The organism is Bacillus sp. N13C7 (assembly GCF_026790065.1).
Classification (GTDB): domain Bacteria; phylum Bacillota; class Bacilli; order Bacillales; family Bacillaceae; genus Bacillus.
In genome coordinates this window covers 1-20,876 of the sequence record NZ_JALAMO010000012.1, presented here as the reverse complement: position 1 = coordinate 20,876, position 20,876 = coordinate 1, and the positions used below count along the sequence as shown (strand labels likewise).

The window sequence follows — 20,876 nt, the reverse complement described above, 5'->3', positions numbered from 1 at the left end:
AGGTCACCCGCTCTTATGTTGATTGTATCGTTCTGTTTTGTACCATTTAACCTCCTGCTTGAATAAACGGTGCTTGATTTCTACGAATAAAGAATAGATGACAAGCACAATCCAGGCCTGCGAGTATGTGAAGTACATGAGAAATACGATAAAAAAGTTTTGCTTGTTCATTTCTGTTTTTTCAATGCTCAACGTAATCATGACCTCCGTCATAAATAAGAAAAACGCCAAAATCCAGAGAATCATTGCCAAAAATCCAATCGACAATTTTAAATCATAAAACAGATTGACGACAAAAATCGTATTTGACATGATCACGCCAAAGAAAAATAAGAAGTACGTAAAGAAAAAATAAAACAAATCAAAGATAATCCGTTTTCGTTTCAGCTTGAAAAACTGCGCCAAAAATTTGAGCACGACATATTGATTCCCGCGCGCCCATCTGGTGCGCTGGCGCCACCACACCTTCCATGTTTCCGGCTCCTGCTCCCACGTGATGGCGGCCGGGAAAAAGCGGATGTGATAGCCGAGATTATACACCCGGATGGTCAGCTCGGTATCCTCAGCGAGCGCTTTGTCATCCCAGCCCCCGAGCTTTTCGATAATGCTTCTGCGGATCGCGAAGTTGGTGCCTGGGATCGTGGCGATTTTGAACCACTTCCATCTGCCTCCCTGGGCCATCCACTGAAAACAGATCGTTTCGATATTAATAAACCTCGTCAGCAATGTTTTTGCTGCATTGATGACACGGAATTTCCCTACCACGGCGCCTGCCTTTTCGTCATTCATCAGGCCGAGCACGAGATAATACACGGCCATTTTCTCAGGCGTGTTGTCGGCGTCATATACACAGATCACATCGCCGTTCGATTCGGCAAAACCGGAGTTCAGTGCAGAGGATTTGCCTTTTCCTGCATTTGGCGGCTTCGTAATCACCATTTTGATGAAATCGTATTTCTCGGAAAATTCATTGACGATATCACCCGTCCGATCAGATGAATTATCATTAACGACGATAATCTCCAGCCGGTCCTTCGGATAATAAAGGTTGACCATTGCCTTCAGCGTCTGCCGAATCACAACCTCTTCGTTATGCGCCGGGATGAGGACACTGACCTTTGGCAGCTCCTTCATGCTTTCTCTCCACTTCGGAATGTTCCGTTCAAAAGTCATATAGTGGCGGAACCCGCCCTGCATGAGAAACATGTGGTAGAGAAGCATGACCCATATTAAACTTAGCGAGATAAAGAACAGCGTATTACCCAAGGCTTCTTCTCTCCTTAAAAATTCGTTTTTTCAATGTGGCTCTCAAGTAAAACGTATAACTGACAAACATGACGACAAATAAGAGCACGACCGCGGAGAGAATCCATAACGCTTTTTCCAGAGGGGTTTGCCGATGATGATCGAAAAACTCGTCAATGGCGCTTACGCTGTTTTTCACCTGAATTGTTCCGTCACCGCTTGTGTGAATTTCCACTTTGTCTGTTTTAACGGTTTGGTTCGTTTTCTTTAAATCAAGCCATTCACTGTCCGGAATGCGCTCCATCTGATCAACCAGCTCCGGCAGATATTTCATCCCGAGATACGGATGATAAAATCCTCCGGCCACTCCACCTTCGAAATCAATCATCTGGGAGATGCGCTCCTCCATATCACCGAGCGGGTTTTGCTTGGATGCATCAACAAAGCCGATCGTTTCCGGATATAGCGTCATTCCGTGCAGCATCGAAGGGGCGGTTACATATGGAGGTGCACCGGAGGTTTTCCATGTTGTGCTGCTTAGCTGAACCTGGCCGAAAATGCTTGTAAAATACTGCGAAGCGATCTGATAGCCATATTCGGACATCGTGTAATGCGGCGCTTCAAATGCAAGCGGGTAGAGGCCCGATGATGTCAAATCCTCAATCGCGCGGGTCAATTTTTGCTTTGTATACGTTTCTTCCTTTTCCCGAAATGGTTTCAGATAGCTGTTATAGGCTTGTTCGTTTGGAAAATCCTGTTCTTTTCCCAAAATGGATGGGGGGTCTTCGGCATTTCCGGATGTAATCGGCTGATCCGCCTTTGCATCCCAAAATTCAAAGCCCTCTCCTGTTTCACTGTAGCGATAGGCGTGTGTATAACCGTGAACAATGATACTGCCGCCCATGCTTTGGAGCTTTTTCAACACTTTGACCATCTTCGGTTTATCAGACAAATACACTTTATCGCCTGTTTCCGGATTCAAGTAAACCGGAATCACTGCCAGGATAAAAGGAACATGCCTCTTATGCAGATATGTCCCGGCTTGAAGCAGCAATGTTTCATCAGACATCGGGCTGATATCCTCGAGACGCAAATACAATAGCGTCGTCCCCGCCTTCTCTCCGAAAGCTTCTCTGAGCTGTTTTGCCACGATCAAATTGTCATTTAACAAATTCGTTAATCCAATATACATATTGTCTTTTTTTGTTTTCCATATAAAAGAATGCGTTTTGCCGTCATCGGCTTTGAAGGTATAAAGCGCCTTTCCTTTGAGGCCTGATACGCTCAGCACGTTAAGCCCGCTCTCCAGTGACACATCGGCCTTTTCCGACCTGCTGTGAACTTGAAACACATTTTCTTTGCGGGCTAATGAAAGCCCGGAAAATTGACTGATTTGTTCTGCATTATAGCCGATGGCAACAACTGGTTCCTTTACGCTGCCGATAAGAGACACCAGTTTTTTGCTGAGCTTTCGTTTTGTTTGGCCGTAATACATCACATGGTCTTTGCCTTTGAAATCAGACGCTTCAACATCTAAATCATTTTTGACTGTCACATGGGATGTGAAGTGGCCCGCAAGCAAATCGAGCATTTTGACTTGAGACGACTCTTTGCCGTCCAAGGTTGAATAGATAATGAGGATGCCAGCATCCTGCTCCTTCGCTTGTGCAGAAACGGGAAAAGACGCAATCGCTGAAATCAGAAGCATTGTGACGCAGAGCAGCGTGATAGCTTTATAGTTCATTCATCATCATCTCGTTTTCAAGTTCTTCTAAAAATTGATTAGCTGTTTTGATATCGTTGCGGTAAGGCAAGTAGCAGACATGGAACGTGAGCGACACATACTTTCCATTTTCCAGCTGATACGTGTCTAATTCTTTTTTCAGCTTTGTCAGGACGGCCGGCATATGTTCAGCGGGCGTGTGCGTCAGCACGATTCCGATACGCTCGTCAGAAGGGCGGAATTTCTTATCCGTTTCCCTGACGCTTGACCTGATTTGCCTGCTGACATATTGGAAGAGACGTTCGGTTTCTTTTTCACCGTATAAAGACTTAAACTCTTTGAAATAATGCATATGCAGCAGCAAAAACACGAAAGAATTGCCGTAGCGCTCCGCCCGCTTGATCTCTTCTGAAAGTTCCAGCTTCATCCTCTGCTTGTTATCAAATCCGGTCACTCTGTCCACAGCGACAAAGCTTTTGATTTCGGATTGAAGCCGCGTCACTGAGCGCCGAAGCTCTGCTGCAATATCATGGATTCTTCCTGCGATAAAAGAAAACAGCAAAAGTGCGATTCCCCACACGACAAGCATTTGCAGCCCTTCCTCAGCCGGAAACAGCGCACCCTGTCCGGTCTGGAAAAACATCATGAGCGTGCCGAGAACAAAGAGTACGATTAAAGTCACTGCCAGCGCGTAAATCGGGCCGAACCATATGCCTGCAGCGATGACGACAAACGTGATAGAAAGCACCAGAGCGCCCTCCGATTGCTGCGACGACACATAATAAATAAACAGAGACAGGGCTGCAACGAGCCCTGAAAAATAAGCAAATAATTTTTGTGATTCATTGAATGATATTTTCATTAAAAAGCTTCCTTTCGGCTAACAGCGGCAGCAAATTGTCAAAAGAATGCGTCTGGGTGCCGCTCATATAGCCTCCATAATACGATTTCACCGGATCAAGAATTTCAAAGTCATTCATTCTGTCATATATGGCTTTGATGACAGAGCTGTCATCATGCTGTTTCGTTAAAAATAACACGGCTAATGCATATACAGATGGCGACTCATATTGGACGGCAGGCTCCTTCGTATCCGCCGAATACCGTCCGTACAGCTTTCCGTTTGCCTGAAATTCCTGCTTGATCCAGTCTGCTAATACAGCGGCTTTTTCATTCCCTTCCGGCAAATGCCAAGCAGCGTACAGCTGATCAATCAGGTTGATTTCACTGTCGTATGTGTATGTTTTCGTGTCTGAGCTGTATGTCTTCGGCAGAAAGCCATTTTGTAAAGGAGCTGAATAGAGAACATTGGCATTCCGCTGTTCCGTTTCTTCGTCTATGATTCCATTCTTCTTTAAGACAGCTAACGCTTCAGGCATGACGTATGACAGCGTCACATCCTTTGAAACGGCCTGTGAGTCATAAAAGTCTGTAAATAACCCGTTGTTCATATTGTATGTCTTCAAAGCCGTGCCGATATCCCGGGCTGTTTGCGCATAGTCACTGCGGCCCCATTTTGCGCCGGCTTGGTCAAGAGACAGCATAATTCTCATATCATCTATCAGCGCATTTGTCCTGCTCGCCTGGCCATTTTGAATCTTCCACGTCACCAAGTGATTGCTCAGCAGAAATGAATCAGTCAAATGCTGGTATTGCTCCTGAAAATGCGGGGCATCATTTTTGCTGACAAGAAACGCCATCCACAGGCCGAGAGATTCCGATAAATACGAAGGCTGGTCTGACAAATCAGTTTTGATCAGCCCTTGACCATTCATTAGATTGTGATAGATGAAATGCTCTGCCGGCTGGAGCGGGCTGGCGTTCACTTCTGCCGCCGACTGATTTTGGATCTCATTTCCAGCTTCAACACACCCTGCAGAAAGTCCGATAGATAAGAAGAATAAGATGACAGCGATTAACACTTGCCTCACAGGCAAATCCCCCTTTGTCGCCTGAAGCGAATCAGACGCTCACAAATAGTTATAGACGAAAATATGACTGCCATGTTACAAATTACATTTACTATAAAAGAAAAAAATGCAGATTGCTAGCTTTTTTTCCTTTTTGAACATTTAAAAAACGGGACCTAAGACCAATAAAAAACCTGTGCGAGATGCACAGGTTTTTTATTATTTATCCAAACCGAGTTTCTTCAGCTGTTCTGCCAGCGCGTTGTTAATCGGTTCATCTTTATTTTGTTTTTTCATATAAGAGGAAACGTCCCGTTTGGAAGCGCGCCCTTTGTCTTTGTTTTTTCGTTTTTCAAATACGGAGAGCTTCTCACGGTGACCGCAGACACATGCGAAGGTCTGGCCCTCGCCTTGCCCGCGAAGCTCCATTCTTTTATGGCAGTTCGGGCAGCGCGCGTTTGTTTTTCGGGCAATCGTTTTTCTGCTTCCGCATTCACGGTCTTGGCACACGAGCATCGTGCCGCGTTTGCCATTTACCTTCAGCATCATTTTGCCGCATTCAGGACATGCCGTTCCCGTGATGTTGTCGTGCCGGAAGGTTTGGCTGCTGTTTTTGATTTCTTTTACTGTCTGGTGTGCGTAAGCCTTCATGTCTTTAATAAAGACAGCCGATTTCAACTTTCCGGCGGCGATCGCAGACAGCTTTTGCTCCCATTCTGCTGTTAAGGCAGGTGATTTCAGATCCTCCGGAACAAGCTGCAGCAGCTGTTTTCCTTTAGATGTGATAAAAATATCCTTGTCTTTTTTCTCGATCAAAAAGCTGTTGAACAGTTTTTCAATAATGTCGGCACGCGTTGCCACCGTGCCGAGGCCGCCTGTTTCTCCAAGCGTTTTGACGAGGCCCTTTTCTTCTCCCTGCATAAAGGCGCTAGGGTTTTCCATCGCTGACAGCAGGGTCCCTTCGTTAAATCGGGCAGGCGGCTTCGTTTGTCCGCTTGTCTCAGTTAACGTGCGGACGGCAAGAGTGTCGCCTTTTTGAAGTGCCGGGAGCGTCTGATCTTTGTCATCTTCCTGCTCTTCATCATCATCCGCCATATCATAAACGGCTTTCCACCCTTGTGACTGCACGATTTTGCCTTTCGCCGTAAAGGTTTCTCCGCCAATTTCTGCGATGACTTTTGTTTCCTCATATTCGAATGCAGGCATTAATACAGCAAGGAAACGTTTCGCGATCAGGTCATACAGCTTTCGTTCTTTATCACTCAGACTGCTGAGAACGAGCGGTTCCTCGGTCGGGATAATCGCGTGGTGGTCTGACACCTTCGCATCATTGACATATCCTTTATGGGATTTGATGCTGCGTTTTTTAATTTGGCTGACATATTGGGCATACGGTTTTACCTCCATGCCTTCCAGACGGTCTTTTAACGTCGGGACAATGTCACTTGATAAAAACCTTGAATCCGCCCGAGGATATGTGACAAGCTTATGCTGCTCATACAGCTTCTGCAGCACAGAAAGCGTTTCTTTAGCAGAAAATCCGAAGCGTTTGTGTGCGTCGCGCTGAAGCTCCGTTAAATCATAAAGCGCAGGTGCAAAGCTTTTTTTCGCTGTTTTTTTCAGATCAGCAATGACTGCTTGCTTTCCTTCAAGGTCTTTTAATAAACGGCTTGTAACGTCTTGATTGAACGTTCTCGCCTGCTTTGATTTTTTATCCTGCCACGTCAGTGTCAAGCCATCGACCGCGGCACGGATGCCGTAATACGGTACTGGCTTAAATGCTTGAATATCCGCCTCGCGCTTTGCAATCATGGCAAGTGTCGGAGTCTGCACACGGCCGCATGAGAGCTGGGCGTTGAATTTTGTGGTCAGTGCACGGGTCGCGTTGATTCCCACTATCCAATCGGCTTCCGCTCTGGCGACGGCAGAATGGTACAGGTTTTCATATTCTTTGCCGCTGCGCAGCTTTTGAAAGCCTTCCTTGATCGCTTTATCCGTTACAGAAGAAATCCACAGCCGCTTAATCGGCTTGCGGACATTCGCTTTTTCAATGATCCAGCGCGCGACAAGCTCCCCTTCCCGGCCTGCGTCAGTTGCGATGACAATCTGATTGACGTCTTTACGGGTGAGCTGGGATTTAACCGCATTGAACTGTTTTCCGGTTTTCTTAATCACAACAAGCTTTAAGGGTTCTGGGATAATCGGCAGATCCTCCAGGCGCCATGATTGAAATTCTTTTCCGTAGCCTTCCGGATCAGCAAGTGTCACCAAATGGCCTAAAGCCCAAGTCACAATATATTGATCGCCTTCGAGATAACCGTTTCCTTTTTTATGGCACTTCAGCACCCGGGCCAAATCCCGGCCGACTGAAGGTTTTTCAGCTAATACAACTGTTTTTGACATGCTTGATCACTTCTCTTTCTTTCACGCTCATCCTGCTATTATAACAGACTTCACGCGACACTCTCTAACCGTGCCCGTTTTTCGTGTCAATTTCTGAGAAAATGACGTGAGTGACGGTTTGCGCGTATGGAGATGTTTTGTTAATAAAATCTTCTACTGCCTCGAGGCTTTCGGCATTGATCTTCAGCATATAGCAGGCGGCGCCAGCAATCCGGTAGCAAAATTCGATATTCGGCAATGTTTGGATATAGCTCTTGAACCGCTCGTAATCCGCGTTTTTGACGGTTGCTTCCACAATGCAGGAAACGGGAAGCCCCAGCTTTTTCTGGTCGACCTCCAGCGTGTATTGCTTGATGATGCCGAATGATTCAAGCTGTCTCACCCGCTCTGTCACGGATGGCGGCGACAGCTTGATTTTCCTGCCTAATTCCCTCATCGACAAACGGCTGTCCTTCTTCAGCTCCTCAATGATATTCAGATCAATCTGGTCAAGTTTCATTTGAACATCCTTCTTTTATGATTTTGTACACATTATCTCGGGTATTTTTGTAAATGACAAGTATAGTTCCCGAGAAAAGGCATGTAAAAATGAATGTTTTTCGAACATTGTCTGAAAGCTGTCATATGCGCACTCCGGATTGTTTATAGTATAGAATGAAAACGTGTCCACAAGGAGGGCGATTTATGCTGCAAACGCCGATCGGAAGACTTCGCACGATGGGTTTTATTGAAGGAATGTCACTCTTAATCTTGCTGTTTATCGCCATGCCGCTTAAATATTGGGCAGGCCTTCCGCTTGCAGTAACCATTGTCGGTTCGGTTCACGGCGGGCTGTTCATTTTGTATTTGCTTGTCTTGGCGTATGCGACTTTCTCTGTCAGATGGTCGTTGAAATGGTCAGCTGCCGGCTTCATCGCCGCTTTTGTCCCATTCGGAAACTTTTTGTACGACCGCGGATTAAGGAAATATAAATAAGGAAACGCAAAAAAGGCTGGATCTTTATGATCCAGCCTTTTTCATCAAAACCACTTTGTCAGCCACGCGATATAGTAGGCCCCCGGAATAAACATCAGCTGGGCGAGGAGTGTGCCCGCCACTCTTGATGTGACCATTGTGACAGAGGTCCATTTTAAATAGATGTAGCTTCGTTTTCCTTTTGCCACATCATCAGCAAGAACGGATACCTTAGGATCAACAAAAATGGCTAATAGCATTGTCGCAATGCCGTTGATCAAACCCGATGCCATGACGGCAGTCGTGCTGCGCTCCGGCGCCAGAAGGCCTGCGTATAAAGCTGAAAGCACGCCGATCGTGTAAATGGATGTAATCAGCATGTTGATGACAAACAAACGCTTCGAAATCAAGCGCATGTGAAATCCCTTTACATACGAAATAGACGGCAGACGCAAATAGGAAAGGGCATTTTTGAATCCTTGTTTCGAGAATCCTTTTTGGAATACTTGAAAAACGGACCCGCCGCCGCTCGCTAAGTGAATAATCGCCCGTGAAAAAAGAGCGACGAATGACGGAAGCAGGATAATGCCCAGGATGGTGCCGACTGTCGATCCGAAGATCAAGAAGCGGAACTGCTCTCCGACAATCGCCAGGGCATTTTTTCCCGCATCATCAATTAAATGTCCAGTAAAGGGCTGCTGCACCATGTTCGACATTCTGGATACAATAACCATGACATTAAACAAAGAAAGCGCGGACGCAATAAATCCAACGCGGGCCCCGGAAAGCCTTGTGGCGTAAGCTAATGTTTCTATCGAGTGAATCAGTAATAAAAAACAGAAAATAAAAAGTACTTGCGTTGTCATGACATGCACGTTATTCTTCCTCCAATTTCATCCTAGTGATAAGACTGGAAAGAAGCCAAAGAGGTTTCAGCGCGATGTGCTTTTTACAATAAAAAAACCGCCGGCGTACGCCGAGCGGTTTGTCTTATTCTTTTCTATACGCAAATAAAGATTATATCATCCGCCTCATCGGGCGAGTTAGATTCATAAAGCATTGTTCCGAAGAATCATTCTGGAAAGTAAACACCATGGAATTTTCTTGAACACAAGACAACGAAAGCCCTACCTCTCAATCGTCACTGCGGCTCCGAAGCCGCGCCGGTGTGAATTGTAAAACAAAAAAGTCTTTTTTCCATCTCATCGTTAGGGGCGATTTGTTATGAAGGAAAAGAATAAGGGCAGCGGGTTTGCTGCATCCGAAGCGGTAAAGCTTCTCTCTCAAAACAGAAAAAAGAAGTTTACTTTCTTTTTTATTTGCTTATTTTCTTGCTTAGCTATTCATGATAACATATCGCCCCTGAAAACACAAATTCTTTATAGTTCGAGTGAGACCGGTGTTTTCTCTCCGGCATTCATTAATCTGATATCCTCCGGTTCAATTTCAAGAATCACCAGATTCGGATCATCCTTGCCGTCAAACCAGCGCTCTAATTTGGAACTCCATATTTTGTCCTTCAGTTCTGCCGAATTGTTGATTTTGGCTTTTCCTTCAACTTCAACATACGCGTCGCCAAAGCCTTCACAATCATAGCCTAATAAAATATGAACGTTGGGGTTGTTCTCAATTTCTTCCGCTTTATGAGTTTCCTTGCTTGTCGGCGTGTAAATCGTCAGCCCGTCATGGAAAAAAGTCATGTAGCGGGAATGCGGTTTGCCCTTTTGAACCGTTGCGAGCGAGCCTACTTTATGGTGATCTAGAACATCAAGCACTTTTTGTTTCATGTCTTGCTGATTCATTGCGAATCACTCCTTTTTAACGTCTCCGCTGTTACTTTTCCACTTCCGGGGAAGATTTAAACAAGAAAATGCGCGCTTTATTATGAATTTTTCCATTCACGCTTCAGCAAACTGTAATAAACAAGGTCATGATACCTGCCATTTACGAATAAGCCGTCCCGTGCCTTTCCTTCCTCTTGAAAGCCGAGCCGCTCCGGAACCGCTCTGCTTTTTTGGTTCCCCACAGCAGCACAGAGAGCAACGCGATTCAGCCCAAGCTCAACAAAAGCATACGTGATGAGTGTTCGGCAGGCGGCGGTAACGATGCCTTTGCCTTCAAACTCTTTGGCAATCCAATAGCCGATTTCCGCTTTTCGATTCACTAGATCAAGGTTATGCAGGCCGATCATGCCGCATAGGCTGCCGTCATAAAGGAGCCCAGCTTCAATGCTGCTTAGGTCGGCATACTCTCGCCGCCAATCTGGAATGATCGTTTCTCTGTACGTGTCAGCGCTGCTTGGGTTTTCCGCCCAAAACAGCCACTGGCCGAGCCGCTGCTGGTTTTGGGCAATAAGTTCCGCTAGCCGCTCCGCATCCTTCAGCTCAAGTAACCGGATGGTAATGTGCTCATTTACCTTGCAGGTGAACATTGCCTCGCCCTCTTTCCTTTTTTACCCATTATAGCGATGATTCCGTTTTTTTCAACACAAAAAAGGATGGGCCGTTAAGCCCCATCCTTATATTCTTGGATCGGTAAAGATATCATGTTTATCTGTGCTCGTCGAGGACATTTCCGTCACGACGGCACCTTCTTCTCCCGCCTGGAACCAATGCTTTGTGTTTGGCGGAATCGTATATTGCCCGCCTGGTTCTAGCTCAATTTCGTGCCAGACCGTATAGTGTTCTCTGTCCTCCTGCGGAGGGAGAACCTTTGGCAGCTGCGTTTTTTCTCCTTCTACGTAAAGATACACTTTTCCGTAGCGGCAGCGGAATGTCTCCTGCTTTCCTTCCTGGCCGTCAACCGGCGGATGGCGGTGTTCCGGGCAAGTCTGTCCCGGAAACAGCACCAGTTCCTTTGAGCAATAACGGTCTGTATTGACGTAGACGAAGAGCTGGAGCCCGACTTTTCTTTCTTTTCCTAAGCCGTAATCCATCAGCTGAATTTTATCTACTTCCTCGTCCGTTAATACAATGCCCGCTTTTTGATAATAGCTGTTCACTTCTTCTTTTGTGATGCCCATATGTCTCACTCCCTCTTAAGTCGTCACAAAATTTCCGCCGTTGACATGCAGTGTCTGGCCTGTCATGTAAGATGACTCATCAGATGCCAGCAGCACATAACAGCCTACGTGCTCAACAGGCTGTCCAGGACGGCCCATCGGCGTATCTTGCCCAAATTGAGCGACTGTATCTTCAGAGAACGTAGCTGGGATTAATGGCGTCCAGATTGGCCCCGGCGCAACTGCATTCACACGGATGCCGTCTTTGACAAGCGCCTGCGCCATTGTTCTTGTAAAGGCATTGATCGCCCCTTTTGTCGCTGTATAATCAATCAGTGTCGGGTTCCCTACGTACGGGTTGATGGATGTCGTGTTGATAATGGCGCTGCCCGGTTTCAAGTAATCAATTGCTTTTTTAGTCAAATAAAATTGAGAATAAAAGTTTGTTTTAAATGTACGGTGAAGCTGTTCGCTTGTAATGTCTTTGATGCTTTCCTTCGGATGCTGTTCACCGGCATTGTTGACAAGGATGTCTAAGCCGCCAAGTTCCTTAACCGTTTTTTCCACTGCTTCATTGCAGAATTCCTCTTCGCCTACGTCACCGGCGATCAGCAGGCATTTGACGCCTTCTTGTTCTACACGCTTCTTCGTCTCTTCGGCGTCCCCATGCTCATCCTTATACACAATGGCGATGTCAGCGCCTTCCTTTGCATATGCAACGGAGACCGCACGTCCAATCCCGCTGTCACCGCCTGTAATGAGCGCTACTTTTCCTTTTAATTTGTCCGCCCCTTTGTAATGTTCATATTCATACACCGGACTTGGATTCATTTCACTTTCGATTCCCGGCTGGCGATTTTGGGTTTGGGCCGGCAGTTCTTTTGGATAATTGGCCATGATGATTTTCCTCCTTTGTTTTCGTGTCTATTTGTTGTGTACCTCGCACGTTCGTTGGATAAACATGGGTTGGCACCTTCGCATTGCTTTATCAGAAAAATGTTTCACATGAAACGGAAGGAGGAAATAACTTTCAAAGGGGGTTGCTGAATGATTAACATGCTTTCTAAAAAATTCAGCAGGCCAAAGGGCGTAACCGGCATGATCGCCGGATACATCATGGCTGCTGAAAATAAGACACTGAATCAGTGGACAATCGATCAGCTGGGGATTACACGCGGAGACAGCATATTAGAAGTCGGGTTTGGGCCGGGATACTGCATGCAGCAGATGCTGAAACGCGAAAAGGACATTCATCTTCATGGAATTGATGTGTCAGACGCCATGCTGAAGCTGGCCGCCCGCAGAGTAAAATCGAAGCCTGTGCGCCTGATACAAGGAAGCGTCGAAACATTTCCTCTTAATGCCTCGTTTTATGATAAAGTGATTTCCGTTAACAACTACACCATTTGGAATGACCAAACAAAAGGCATAAAACAGATATATCGGGCGCTCAAGCCCGGCGGAAAAGCAGCGATTACAATGCAGCCGCGGGAAGCGGATGCGAGTCCTGAGAAAACCAAATCATTTGGAAAACAGATGGTTGCCGACTTCAAAGCAGCCGGCTTCGAAGACATTGAGTTGCAATTTAAAAACATTAAGCCTGAGCTTTCTGTCTGCACAACTGCAAAGAAGCCCGCCACATAAGCGGCGGGCTTCTTTTTTATGAATGTACGGCCTGCTTGCGCAAGACGTCTTTTTTTACTTTGCCGAGGTTATTTTTCGGCAGTTCTTTAACAAATTCAACTTCAGGTATTTTGTAAGCGGATAGGCGCTCTTTACAAAATGCGATGACATCCTCTTCCGTTATACGCTGGCCGCCGTTTGTCACGATAAAAGCTTTCGGCTTTTCTCCGTACAGCGGATCTGGAATACCAACCACAGCCGTTTCAAGGATTCCCGGGATCTGCTGGATGACTTCTTCAACCTGATCCGGATAAACGTTATCGCCTCCGTAAATAATGACATCCTTGTAGCGTCCCGTGATGAAAATAAAACCATCTTCATCTACATAGCCTGAATCTCCGGTTCTGAACCAGCCGTTTTGCAGCACTTTTGCTGTCGCTTCAGGATTGTCTTCATAGCCTTTAAATAAGAATGGGGTGTGAACAACGATTTCGCCAATTTCCCCTTGAGGGAGTTCTTCTCCCGTCTGAGGATCTTCCACTTTGACTTTAACACCTGCCACAGGCTTTCCTGCAGAGGCAGCCTTATCCATACCCATATCAGGCGTCCATGTGCTGATTCCCCAAGCCTCAGTGCTTCCATACCCGTGCGCGAGTGGAATGCCGATATCAAGATAGCGGCGGATCAGGCTGCTTGGCACTTTTGTTCCGCCAGTCATTAACATCACTAGCGAAGATAAGTCAGTTTGGTGCGTTTCCCATGCTTCAAGCAAATATGTGTAAAACACAGGAAGAGCCATCACGGTTTGAATTTTCTCTTTTTCAATGACCTTCAGCATGTGAACAGGGTCTTGATCCTTTGTAAATACAAAAGTTGTTCCTGCAAACGTTCCAAGCATGATGCAAATGAGCGCACTCGTATGATAAATCGGATGGCATGCAAGAAAACGAAGCCCCTTCATGCGTGTTACAGAGCTGTTGGATCTTTTGACGTATCTGTATATGCCGCCATGTGTGATCATGCATCTCTTCGGGTTTCCTGTAGTTCCAGACGTAAACATCAAAAGCGCTGTATCATCTGGTGAAACCATTTCAGTTTCGGGCAAATGATCAGATCCGGTAAACAGTGCTTCAAACTCAGCAGACGTTTCGTAAGCTGTTCCTGTTTCCATTGTGATATGCAATGTAGACAGTTCGGGAAGAACTTCGTCCAGTGTCTCTTTAAACTCCGCTCCGTAAAACATCGCCTTCGGTTCACTTGCTTTTAAAATGCCTGTCATTTCATATGGTTTCAGCTGCCAGCTGACAGGTACGACAACAGCACCTATTTCAAGCGCGGCAAACATAACAGTTGATGCAGGATGGCCGTTTTTGCAAAGCAATGCAACACGATCGCCTTTTTGAATTCCTTTTTGAAGCATGGCATTCGCCAGCTGATTAATCCGTTTACGGTAACCTGCATATGTCAAGGTATGATCTCCGCTTTTTACAGCCTCTATTTCTTCGCTATCCGGCATGTCATGCAGAATCAGATGCTGTAATGTTTCCATATCGTCATCTCCTATATTATTCTCTTGAATCTTCAATCATTTGTTAGATTTTCTTCCTTTACCTCACCCATTTTAACCCAAAAAAGATCACTTGTAAAACTATTTCATTTTGGAATTATTCTATTACTGAATGATAAAATAGTCCCACATTTTCTTATTTTGTACCCGCTCCACATAAAAACACACGCCAATTTTTTGACGTGTGACATGCACTGTTACGGTATGTTTTTTTCTTTCATCCATGTGAAAAATATGCGGTTTAACCGCTGATAAAGTTCTTGTTCTTCCTCTTCCTGAAACCCCGCCATGCTTTCATTGCTCTCGATAATGGCGGAGCTGATCGCGCTTAAAATCTCCGAGCCTTCAGCTGATAGCGACCCCGGCGCCATCATCACAAGGATGCGTGTCATGCTGAGGGTATTTCCGTCCATGCCATTCACTTCATACGAGGTGCTGAGATCATATATTTTGAAAAAAGGCAGGACGATTTCTTCATTTTTGAGATGATACAGCGCCATGTTTGTCCCCGGGATTCCCAATCCCCCTTGCTTCTCCCGCTCCGCCAGGTAAACAGCCGCTTTTTTCGGATCACGGATCAAGCCGTCCTCCTTCAGCTGTTGAAAAAGCTCTAACAGGAGCACCCTGTGATCGGGTTTCGTTTCGATGTGAGTAAGTGTAAAATGGCGCAGAACATCTTGAATAACGTCCATGTACCGCCCCATGCTCTCCGCCGCGGCCAGCATGTCCGGTACATCAGCCTGCTGCGTGTCTTCCTTTGAATTTCTATTTTTGTCAAGAATGAGCGGGATTTTCCGCTTGATATACTGCTTCACCTGGTTTGTGTCTTCCTCATTTAAAAGCGGGCTGACCATGATGTAATCAATGTTTTCGTAAGGAATCGGAACGGTGGAAACAATCAAATCATAGGATTGAACATCCATGCCCTTCAGCTCGATCAGGGATGACATGTCGAACGATTCAATTTCCGGCAGCTCTTTCTTCAGTCTGGAAGCAAGCATTTTCGAAGAGCCGATTCCGCTTGAGCAGACGACAAGCGCTTTTACTTTTGCCTCCTCTTTTTTGATTTCAAGAGCAGAGCCGAAGTGAAGGACGATAAATGCAATCTCATCATCTGAAAAGGACATGCCTGGAAAATACTTTTCCACGCCTTCTTCGATCGCCATATAAAGCAGAAAATAATCGCGTTTGATCTGTTCCTTCATCGGATTGTATATCTCGATATTTTCTTTTATGCGGCTGACGGCCGGCTCCAAATGGGCGATCAGGCCTTCATATAACGAGTAGTTTTTTGTGAGATCCATTCTGATTTTGTCTGAAATAAAAGCAATGAGCCGCTTTGTTTGCAGGGCTGTTTCGAGTTCAATTTCCTGCGCTTTGTATTCTGTTTTGTATTTGCGATTGGCGCTTCGAAGGTGGATGGTGATATAGCCGACCTCCGCCTCCGGAATTGTCACGCCAAAGGCACGTTCAAGCTCGCCCGCGATTTCTAGAGCAGAGCTGTATTCTTTTGCATTCTTCAGCTCCTCAAGCTCATTCTGCTCCATGGTGATGGTTTCCCCAAGTTTGATGCGTTCGATCGCAAACGTCAGATGGACGACGAGCGCTATATAGGAGCTGTCAGATAATGAAAAGGCGATTTTTTCTTTGAGCTGAAAAAGGATGCGCTCCATTTTTAACAGCTCACCTTTGCTGACAACACCGAACATTTTCTCTGAAGAATCGGCGTTTCCTTTGATGTTTAATTCAACCGCTTCCAAAAACATTTGGATGTCGAGACGGTTCACAATCAAGTTGCCGACAATTTTACGTTTCGCATTTTCCGGCCCGATGAGCTGGATGCCAAAGCCTCTTTTACGGATCAGTGTTAATCCGAAGGGAGAAATCCATTTCTCCAGTTCATCTAAGTCGTAGCTGACCGTTGCATTCGTCACCTGCAGATCATGAGCCAGCGTGTACAGCTTGACAGGCTCCTGAGACTCTAATAACGAACAGAGAATGAGCAGTTTCCGTTCGTCCGCGCTATATTCATGCTGCTCATATGACAAATCGGTAAGCAGCTTTTGTTTATTCTCGGGACTTCCCACTGCCTTCAACCCTTTACCGGGCTGTTTATCGAGCGTAAGCCCGACATTTTCCATCAGCGGCTTAATTGATTTGAGTTCCCTGTGAATGGTTCTCGTGCTGACTTGCATCAGTTCAGCAAGCTCAGTTACGGTTATATATCTATTTTGTAATAACAAGTGCTTTAAAAGCTTTTGTTCCCTGGCAGTCATATACATAAAAAAGACCTCCTAGACAATCTTGATGTGCGGATGAAGTCGCAAGGAGATGCAGCAGAGGAAAAAGAGAGGTTTTCTTTATAATATAAAACGCTTTCAAACAAGATTCAATCACTTATAAATGGGAATTTGGCACTAAGCGGTGTGACAATATTGAAAAAGCACCAGCTGCTAAGCCGGTGCTTTGTGTTATGGAATATCGTATCCCTGTGCGGCAGTAAATATGCGGAACCATTGATCCTGGTCCAGCTTGTATGCCAGCGCATTTACCGCGGCGGAAATCCGCTCGCGTTTTCCGCTTCCGACGATCGGCATGATACAGGCCGGGTGCGTGAACAGCCATGCGTACATCACCTCGTCCAACGATGCGGCGCCGATTTCTGCCTGAACGGATTCAAGTGCCGTGCGGACACGCCGGTCTTTTTCCGTGTCACCTGTAAATACTTTTCCGCCTGCCAGCGGTGACCAAGCCATCGGTGAAATCCGCTTTTCCTGGCACAAGTTCAAAGTGCCGTCCAGAACATTTTCTAATTCATATGCGGAAAGCTCAATTTGGTTGGTCACAAGCTTCTCAGGCAAATACGATTCCAGCATGCGATACTGGTGATCTTTAAAATTCGAAACGCCGAAGTACCTGACCTTGCCAGAGCCTTTCAGCGCCTGAAACGCCTCTGCTACTCCCTCCGGATCCATGAGCGGGTCCGGTCTGTGAATCAGCAGTACGTCGATATAATCCGTTCTAAGGTTTAGAAGGGATTGTTCAACGGATGCCAAGATATGTGATTTGCTTGTGTTATAATGATGCGACTTGTGAGCGGGACGTTCAGGTGATTCAAGAACGATGCCGCATTTTGTGACCAGCTGTATGTTTTCTCTCAATCCGGGCGAAAGGGCAAGGGCGTTTCCAAACAGCTTCTCGCACGTATAGCCTCCATAAATATCCGCATGATCAAAGGTCGTGATGCCGTGTTCCATACACCATTCAATGAGGTTAAGCAGTTCAGCATCTGAATAGCTCCATTCATTCAGCCGCCAAAGCCCGTGTATGACTCTTGAAAATTGAAGATCCTCCGCCACTTGAATACGCTGCATGCAAAATCCCTCTTTTCTTTGTATAAACCGGGTCTTGCCCCTTACTAGTTCATTCGGCCTCAGATCCCCTTTTTCCTTTCGCTCCCGTCAAAATGGCATTTTAATTCGATTGAAATAGCTTCTTCGCTTTCTCCACAACATAGTGGCTGCCGCCGCGGTCCTGCACATTTTGAATCATCATGGCGACAAGCAGGTCTTTGTTTTTGTAATCGTAGCCGACGAACCAGCCATTTTCTGCGCCGTCTTTGTCATCTTTTGATGCTTTCAGCTCAGCTGTTCCTGTTTTTCCGGCAACAGTGATTCCTTTCACGACAGGCTGATACGCTGATCCGCGTTCGTCTTCCACAACGCCTTTCAGACCTTTTGTAATGTCTGCCGCTCCTTCCTTCGTGACCACTTGCTCGTGCCAGACATCGGCTGTTTGTGAGTCTTTTTTGATCAGTGTTGGTTTGACAAGATCTCCGTTGTCAACAAATGGCGTGTAAGAAGCTGCTAAGTGAAGCGGAGACATTTGCATTTGCCCTTGTCCGTACCCCGTATCCGCAAGCAAAATGTCTGAATCGAGCTTGCCATTTGCGATAGACGACTTCTGGATCGGGAATTCATACGGAATGTCCTCTGAGAAGCCAAACGTTTTCAACCCTTTTGTAAAGCTGTCTGCTCCCATATCAAGCGCGTTCTGTGCAAAATAAATATTGTCTGATGTAATGAGGGCATTTTCCAGATCGACTTGCTGAAGGCTCTCAGACACACGTGTCACTGAATAACCGCCCCAGCTTGAATCCTTTTGCCACTCTTTTCCTTTGATTGTTTTCTTCTCATCCGCTTTAAGGGTGCCGTTTTTGATTCCGATGGCAGCCGCGATCGGTTTAATCGTAGAACCCGGTGCGTATGTTTTGTTGAATTTTGCTGAAAACGGATTGTTTTTATCTTCGTTTAGTTTTTTCCATTCCTTATCACTCCAGCCGAAAATAAATCCGTTTGGATCGTAAGAAGGTGCGCTGACAAGAGCGAGTGTTTCACCTGTCTTCGGCTGCAGGGCAACGGCCGTGCCGCTGTCATCCTTCAATTCATCATACAGCTTCGTTTGCGTGTTGATATCAATTGTGAGGTGAAGATCCTCGCCGTCCTTCGCTTTCTTTTCAGCGATGACTTCTCCGGTTTGCGGTACGTAGATTTTCCATCCGGTTGTGCCCCTTAGTTTGTCTTCATACACATTTTCAAGTCCGGCAATACCGATGTTAGACGTATCACTGTACGTTCCGTCTTTCTTTTTCTTCAGTTCTTCAGCCGTAATGGCGCGGACATAGCCTGTTAAATGGGCTGTCTTTTCGCCGTATGGATAATAGCGGGAGCCGACATTCGTTCTTGTTACGCCTTGTAATGACGTCGCCTCAGACACTAATTTTTGCTGGTCCGGGCTGACCTTTTTGAGCGGCACAAACGAATCGTCTTTCACCCAGCTTTGATCCAGCTTTTTCTTGATGTCATCTTCAGTCAAATCAAGTTTTTTTGCGAGCTCTTTTATGACTTTTTCTTTTTTATTGCCAAGCTCTCCGGGAACAATTCCGATTTCAGGAACATCTGTATTGATGGCTAAGCCTTTCCCGTTTTTATCGTAGATTTGGCCGCGTTTCGGTTCAATGCTGGCGATTTGCACTGTTTTGTCATCAGCCAGCTGCTTGAAAATAAACGACGGGTCCCAATCTATATTCCACGACTCCTCGTCATCTGTTTTTTCTTTTTTCAGCACAGCCGAATTTTTGAAGCTGACCTTGCCCGCATTTGTATCCATGCTGACTTTATATGGGATGTGCTTCATTGTCTCGTTGTCTTTATCATCCTCATCCACTTCTCCCGCAGTGACTTTCAGATGTTTTACGCCTGCCTGTTCATAGATGGTTTTATACCTGTTGACGAAATCTTTCTTTGAGATTTCTTTTTTAACATCTTTGGTCAGGCTTTGATACATGTCATCGAATTGCTGATCGTTCCACTGCTTTACGAATGCTTCCATGCGATCCTCTGGTGAATCTGTCTTGGAGCATCCGATTAATCCAATCAATCCGACGCATAGAACTACTAGTAGAATACACTTTTTTAACATGACTTTCCCCTGCCTTCCACTTGTTATTTTCTCTTAAATGAATTGGTGCGTGCAAGATTTTTTTGAAAATGAAGGAAAAGGTTCACCGATTTTGAAGAAATCTCCTGTCGTTTGCTGTAGACTATTTGAAAAGAAGGAAAGAAGGAATGAAATGATCAGAGAAGCAGCAATACTTCACATTAAAGAAGGGCTTGAACAGGAGTTTGAGGAGGCGTTCCGGCAAGCTGTGCCGATCATTTCCGGCATGAGGGGCTATATCACACACTCGTTATCTAAATGCATGGAAGAAACACATAAATATTTGCTGCTTGTGAAATGGGAAACACTTGAGGACCATACGGAAGGCTTTCGCGGTTCTTCAGAATATCAAGAGTGGAAAGCCTTGCTTCATCGGTTCTATGCCCCATTCCCGACGGTCGAGCATTTTCAGGATGTGTAATAGATTTATATAATATGAAGTGTAAAACCGATGAGAGAGACAGACCATACGAAAACGGCGGTATAAATATTAAAAGCGCCTGACCCGTCGTTTTCTTTTTTGCGTTCTTCCAGCCCCTGCATAAACATGACTGCACCGAGAAAGACGAGCATGACCGATTGAATAACAGAGGTGTGTTCCGTATATTTAAAAGCAATCAGCGCCAATATAATAATGATAACCGCAAAAGACATTTTAAAAATCCGAAACAAAAGGACCATCCTTCCTTATATACGAAATATTGAACGTTATGGCTATATTTGCCTACGTCCTCCATTATTCTAGCGCACTTTGTTTGTCTGTAGAACAGAAGACAGAGAATTTTAAGTTTCTTTTAATATTTCAATCACACATAAAAAACGCGCCCTGTCAGGGACTGACCCCCGTTTTTGAGACAGGGATCAAAACACCTTTTAAACAGCCAATTGCCGATAGTTTATCGGTGAGTGGTTGTTTAGTTTCGTTTGAATACGAATATTGTTATAATAATG

The 20,876-nt window shown here is 45.6% G+C and carries 20 protein-coding genes; 3 read left to right on the top strand and 17 right to left on the bottom strand.

Annotated features, from left to right (window positions below; genetic code table 11):
• Window positions 1–3: 3 nt before the first annotated feature.
• The 6 genes from MOB98_RS13670 to lrpC all read right to left on the bottom strand — a co-directional run bounded on the left by MOB98_RS13670 (window position 4) and on the right by lrpC (window position 7,780).
• Window positions 4–1,266, bottom strand: a complete 1,263-nt coding sequence (locus MOB98_RS13670) for a glycosyltransferase family 2 protein (RefSeq protein ID WP_268358313.1) — start codon at window positions 1,264–1,266, stop codon at window positions 4–6.
• Window positions 1,259–2,968, bottom strand: coding sequence for a DUF2334 domain-containing protein (locus MOB98_RS13665; RefSeq protein ID WP_268358329.1), 1,710 nt, complete (start codon window positions 2,966–2,968; stop codon window positions 1,259–1,261). The genes MOB98_RS13670 and MOB98_RS13665 overlap by 8 nt, the downstream gene beginning before the upstream one ends.
• A 10-nt stretch (window positions 2,969–2,978) precedes the next feature.
• Complete coding sequence (locus MOB98_RS13660) at window positions 2,979–3,830, bottom strand: diguanylate cyclase domain-containing protein (RefSeq protein WP_268358314.1); 852 nt, start codon at window positions 3,828–3,830, stop codon at window positions 2,979–2,981.
• Window positions 3,811–4,899, bottom strand: coding sequence for a glycosyl hydrolase family 8 (locus MOB98_RS13655; RefSeq protein ID WP_268358315.1), 1,089 nt, complete (start codon window positions 4,897–4,899; stop codon window positions 3,811–3,813). The genes MOB98_RS13660 and MOB98_RS13655 overlap by 20 nt, the downstream gene beginning before the upstream one ends.
• 198 nt (window positions 4,900–5,097) lie before the next feature.
• The gene (locus tag MOB98_RS13650) at window positions 5,098–7,281 is read right to left on the bottom strand and encodes a DNA topoisomerase III (RefSeq protein ID WP_268425346.1); all 2,184 of its coding nucleotides are present in this window, start codon (window positions 7,279–7,281) and stop codon (window positions 5,098–5,100) included.
• A 64-nt stretch (window positions 7,282–7,345) separates the two neighbouring features.
• Complete coding sequence (gene lrpC, locus MOB98_RS13645) at window positions 7,346–7,780, bottom strand: transcriptional regulator LrpC (protein ID WP_268358316.1); 435 nt, start codon at window positions 7,778–7,780, stop codon at window positions 7,346–7,348.
• Between the two features lie 185 nt (window positions 7,781–7,965).
• Here lrpC and MOB98_RS13640 point away from each other — a divergent pair, with 185 nt between their 5' ends.
• Window positions 7,966–8,256, top strand: coding sequence for a DUF3817 domain-containing protein (locus tag MOB98_RS13640; RefSeq protein ID WP_268358318.1), 291 nt, complete (start codon window positions 7,966–7,968; stop codon window positions 8,254–8,256).
• A 44-nt stretch (window positions 8,257–8,300) separates the two neighbouring features.
• On the opposite strand, the gene amj is transcribed toward MOB98_RS13640, so the two are convergent.
• The 5 genes from amj to MOB98_RS13615 form a co-directional block, all read right to left on the bottom strand.
• Complete coding sequence (gene amj, locus MOB98_RS13635; protein WP_268358320.1) at window positions 8,301–9,110, bottom strand: lipid II flippase Amj; 810 nt, start codon at window positions 9,108–9,110, stop codon at window positions 8,301–8,303.
• Window positions 9,111–9,614: 504 nt separating this feature from the next.
• Entirely contained in the window at window positions 9,615–10,037 is a 423-nt protein-coding gene (locus tag MOB98_RS13630; RefSeq protein ID WP_268358321.1) for a pyridoxamine 5'-phosphate oxidase family protein, read from the bottom strand.
• Window positions 10,038–10,117: 80 nt separating this feature from the next.
• Window positions 10,118–10,666, bottom strand: a complete 549-nt coding sequence (locus tag MOB98_RS13625; RefSeq protein WP_268358322.1) for a GNAT family N-acetyltransferase — start codon at window positions 10,664–10,666, stop codon at window positions 10,118–10,120.
• An 87-nt stretch (window positions 10,667–10,753) separates the two neighbouring features.
• On the bottom strand, window positions 10,754–11,257 hold the full coding sequence (gene lyxE / locus MOB98_RS13620) for a D-lyxose ketol-isomerase (protein WP_268358324.1): 504 nt from the start codon (window positions 11,255–11,257) through the stop codon (window positions 10,754–10,756).
• Between the two features lie 15 nt (window positions 11,258–11,272).
• Window positions 11,273–12,133, bottom strand: a complete 861-nt coding sequence (locus MOB98_RS13615) for an SDR family oxidoreductase (RefSeq protein WP_268358325.1) — start codon at window positions 12,131–12,133, stop codon at window positions 11,273–11,275.
• Window positions 12,134–12,283: 150 nt separating this feature from the next.
• Between MOB98_RS13615 and MOB98_RS13610 the strand changes: the two genes are divergently transcribed.
• Entirely contained in the window at window positions 12,284–12,880 is a 597-nt protein-coding gene (locus MOB98_RS13610; RefSeq protein WP_268358326.1) for a class I SAM-dependent methyltransferase, read from the top strand.
• Window positions 12,881–12,896: 16 nt separating this feature from the next.
• On the opposite strand, the gene MOB98_RS13605 is transcribed toward MOB98_RS13610, so the two are convergent.
• The 4 genes from MOB98_RS13605 to pbpC all read right to left on the bottom strand — a co-directional run bounded on the left by MOB98_RS13605 (window position 12,897) and on the right by pbpC (window position 19,907).
• Window positions 12,897–14,408: a class I adenylate-forming enzyme family protein gene (locus MOB98_RS13605; protein WP_268358327.1), complete on the bottom strand. Its 1,512-nt coding sequence runs from the start codon at window positions 14,406–14,408 to the stop codon at window positions 12,897–12,899.
• 215 nt (window positions 14,409–14,623) lie between these two features.
• Window positions 14,624–16,708, bottom strand: a complete 2,085-nt coding sequence (mtlR, locus tag MOB98_RS13600) for a mannitol operon transcriptional activator MtlR (protein ID WP_268367128.1) — start codon at window positions 16,706–16,708, stop codon at window positions 14,624–14,626.
• Between the two features lie 189 nt (window positions 16,709–16,897).
• Window positions 16,898–17,800, bottom strand: coding sequence for an aldo/keto reductase (locus tag MOB98_RS13595; protein ID WP_268362790.1), 903 nt, complete (start codon window positions 17,798–17,800; stop codon window positions 16,898–16,900).
• Between the two features lie 100 nt (window positions 17,801–17,900).
• The gene (pbpC, locus tag MOB98_RS13590; RefSeq protein WP_268367127.1) at window positions 17,901–19,907 is read right to left on the bottom strand and encodes a penicillin-binding protein 3; all 2,007 of its coding nucleotides are present in this window, start codon (window positions 19,905–19,907) and stop codon (window positions 17,901–17,903) included.
• A 151-nt stretch (window positions 19,908–20,058) separates the two neighbouring features.
• Here pbpC and MOB98_RS13585 point away from each other — a divergent pair, with 151 nt between their 5' ends.
• Window positions 20,059–20,346, top strand: a complete 288-nt coding sequence (locus tag MOB98_RS13585) for an antibiotic biosynthesis monooxygenase family protein (protein WP_268362784.1) — start codon at window positions 20,059–20,061, stop codon at window positions 20,344–20,346.
• Window positions 20,347–20,351: 5 nt separating this feature from the next.
• Here MOB98_RS13585 and MOB98_RS13580 read toward each other — a convergent pair whose 3' ends face one another.
• Entirely contained in the window at window positions 20,352–20,597 is a 246-nt protein-coding gene (locus MOB98_RS13580; protein WP_075750065.1) for a YczI family protein, read from the bottom strand.
• A gap of 201 nt (window positions 20,598–20,798) precedes the next feature.
• Window positions 20,799–20,876 (bottom strand): IS3 family transposase (locus MOB98_RS20905; RefSeq protein ID WP_419901046.1); only part of this gene is annotated, 78 nt, incomplete at its 5' end.

Excerpts from the sequence above, each read along its gene's own strand:
- MOB98_RS13625 (WP_268358322.1), bottom strand. The coding sequence starts at position 10,666 with ATGTTCACCTGCAAGGTAAATGAGCACATTACCATCCGGTTACTTGAG.
- MOB98_RS13640 (WP_268358318.1), top strand. The coding sequence starts at position 7,966 with ATGCTGCAAACGCCGATCGGAAGACTTCGCACGATGGGTTTTATTGAA.
- MOB98_RS13650 (WP_268425346.1), bottom strand. The coding sequence starts at position 7,281 with ATGTCAAAAACAGTTGTATTAGCTGAAAAACCTTCAGTCGGCCGGGAT.
- mtlR (WP_268367128.1), bottom strand. The coding sequence starts at position 16,708 with ATGTATATGACTGCCAGGGAACAAAAGCTTTTAAAGCACTTGTTATTA.
- lrpC (WP_268358316.1), bottom strand. The coding sequence starts at position 7,780 with ATGAAACTTGACCAGATTGATCTGAATATCATTGAGGAGCTGAAGAAG.
- MOB98_RS13610 (WP_268358326.1), top strand. The coding sequence starts at position 12,284 with ATGATTAACATGCTTTCTAAAAAATTCAGCAGGCCAAAGGGCGTAACC.
- lyxE (WP_268358324.1), bottom strand. The coding sequence starts at position 11,257 with ATGGGCATCACAAAAGAAGAAGTGAACAGCTATTATCAAAAAGCGGGC.
- MOB98_RS13605 (WP_268358327.1), bottom strand. The coding sequence starts at position 14,408 with ATGGAAACATTACAGCATCTGATTCTGCATGACATGCCGGATAGCGAA.
- pbpC (WP_268367127.1), bottom strand. The coding sequence starts at position 19,907 with ATGTTAAAAAAGTGTATTCTACTAGTAGTTCTATGCGTCGGATTGATT.
- MOB98_RS13660 (WP_268358314.1), bottom strand. The coding sequence starts at position 3,830 with ATGAAAATATCATTCAATGAATCACAAAAATTATTTGCTTATTTTTCA.
- MOB98_RS13615 (WP_268358325.1), bottom strand. The coding sequence starts at position 12,133 with ATGGCCAATTATCCAAAAGAACTGCCGGCCCAAACCCAAAATCGCCAG.
- MOB98_RS13585 (WP_268362784.1), top strand. The coding sequence starts at position 20,059 with ATGATCAGAGAAGCAGCAATACTTCACATTAAAGAAGGGCTTGAACAG.
- MOB98_RS13630 (WP_268358321.1), bottom strand. The coding sequence starts at position 10,037 with ATGAATCAGCAAGACATGAAACAAAAAGTGCTTGATGTTCTAGATCAC.
- MOB98_RS13595 (WP_268362790.1), bottom strand. The coding sequence starts at position 17,800 with ATGCAGCGTATTCAAGTGGCGGAGGATCTTCAATTTTCAAGAGTCATA.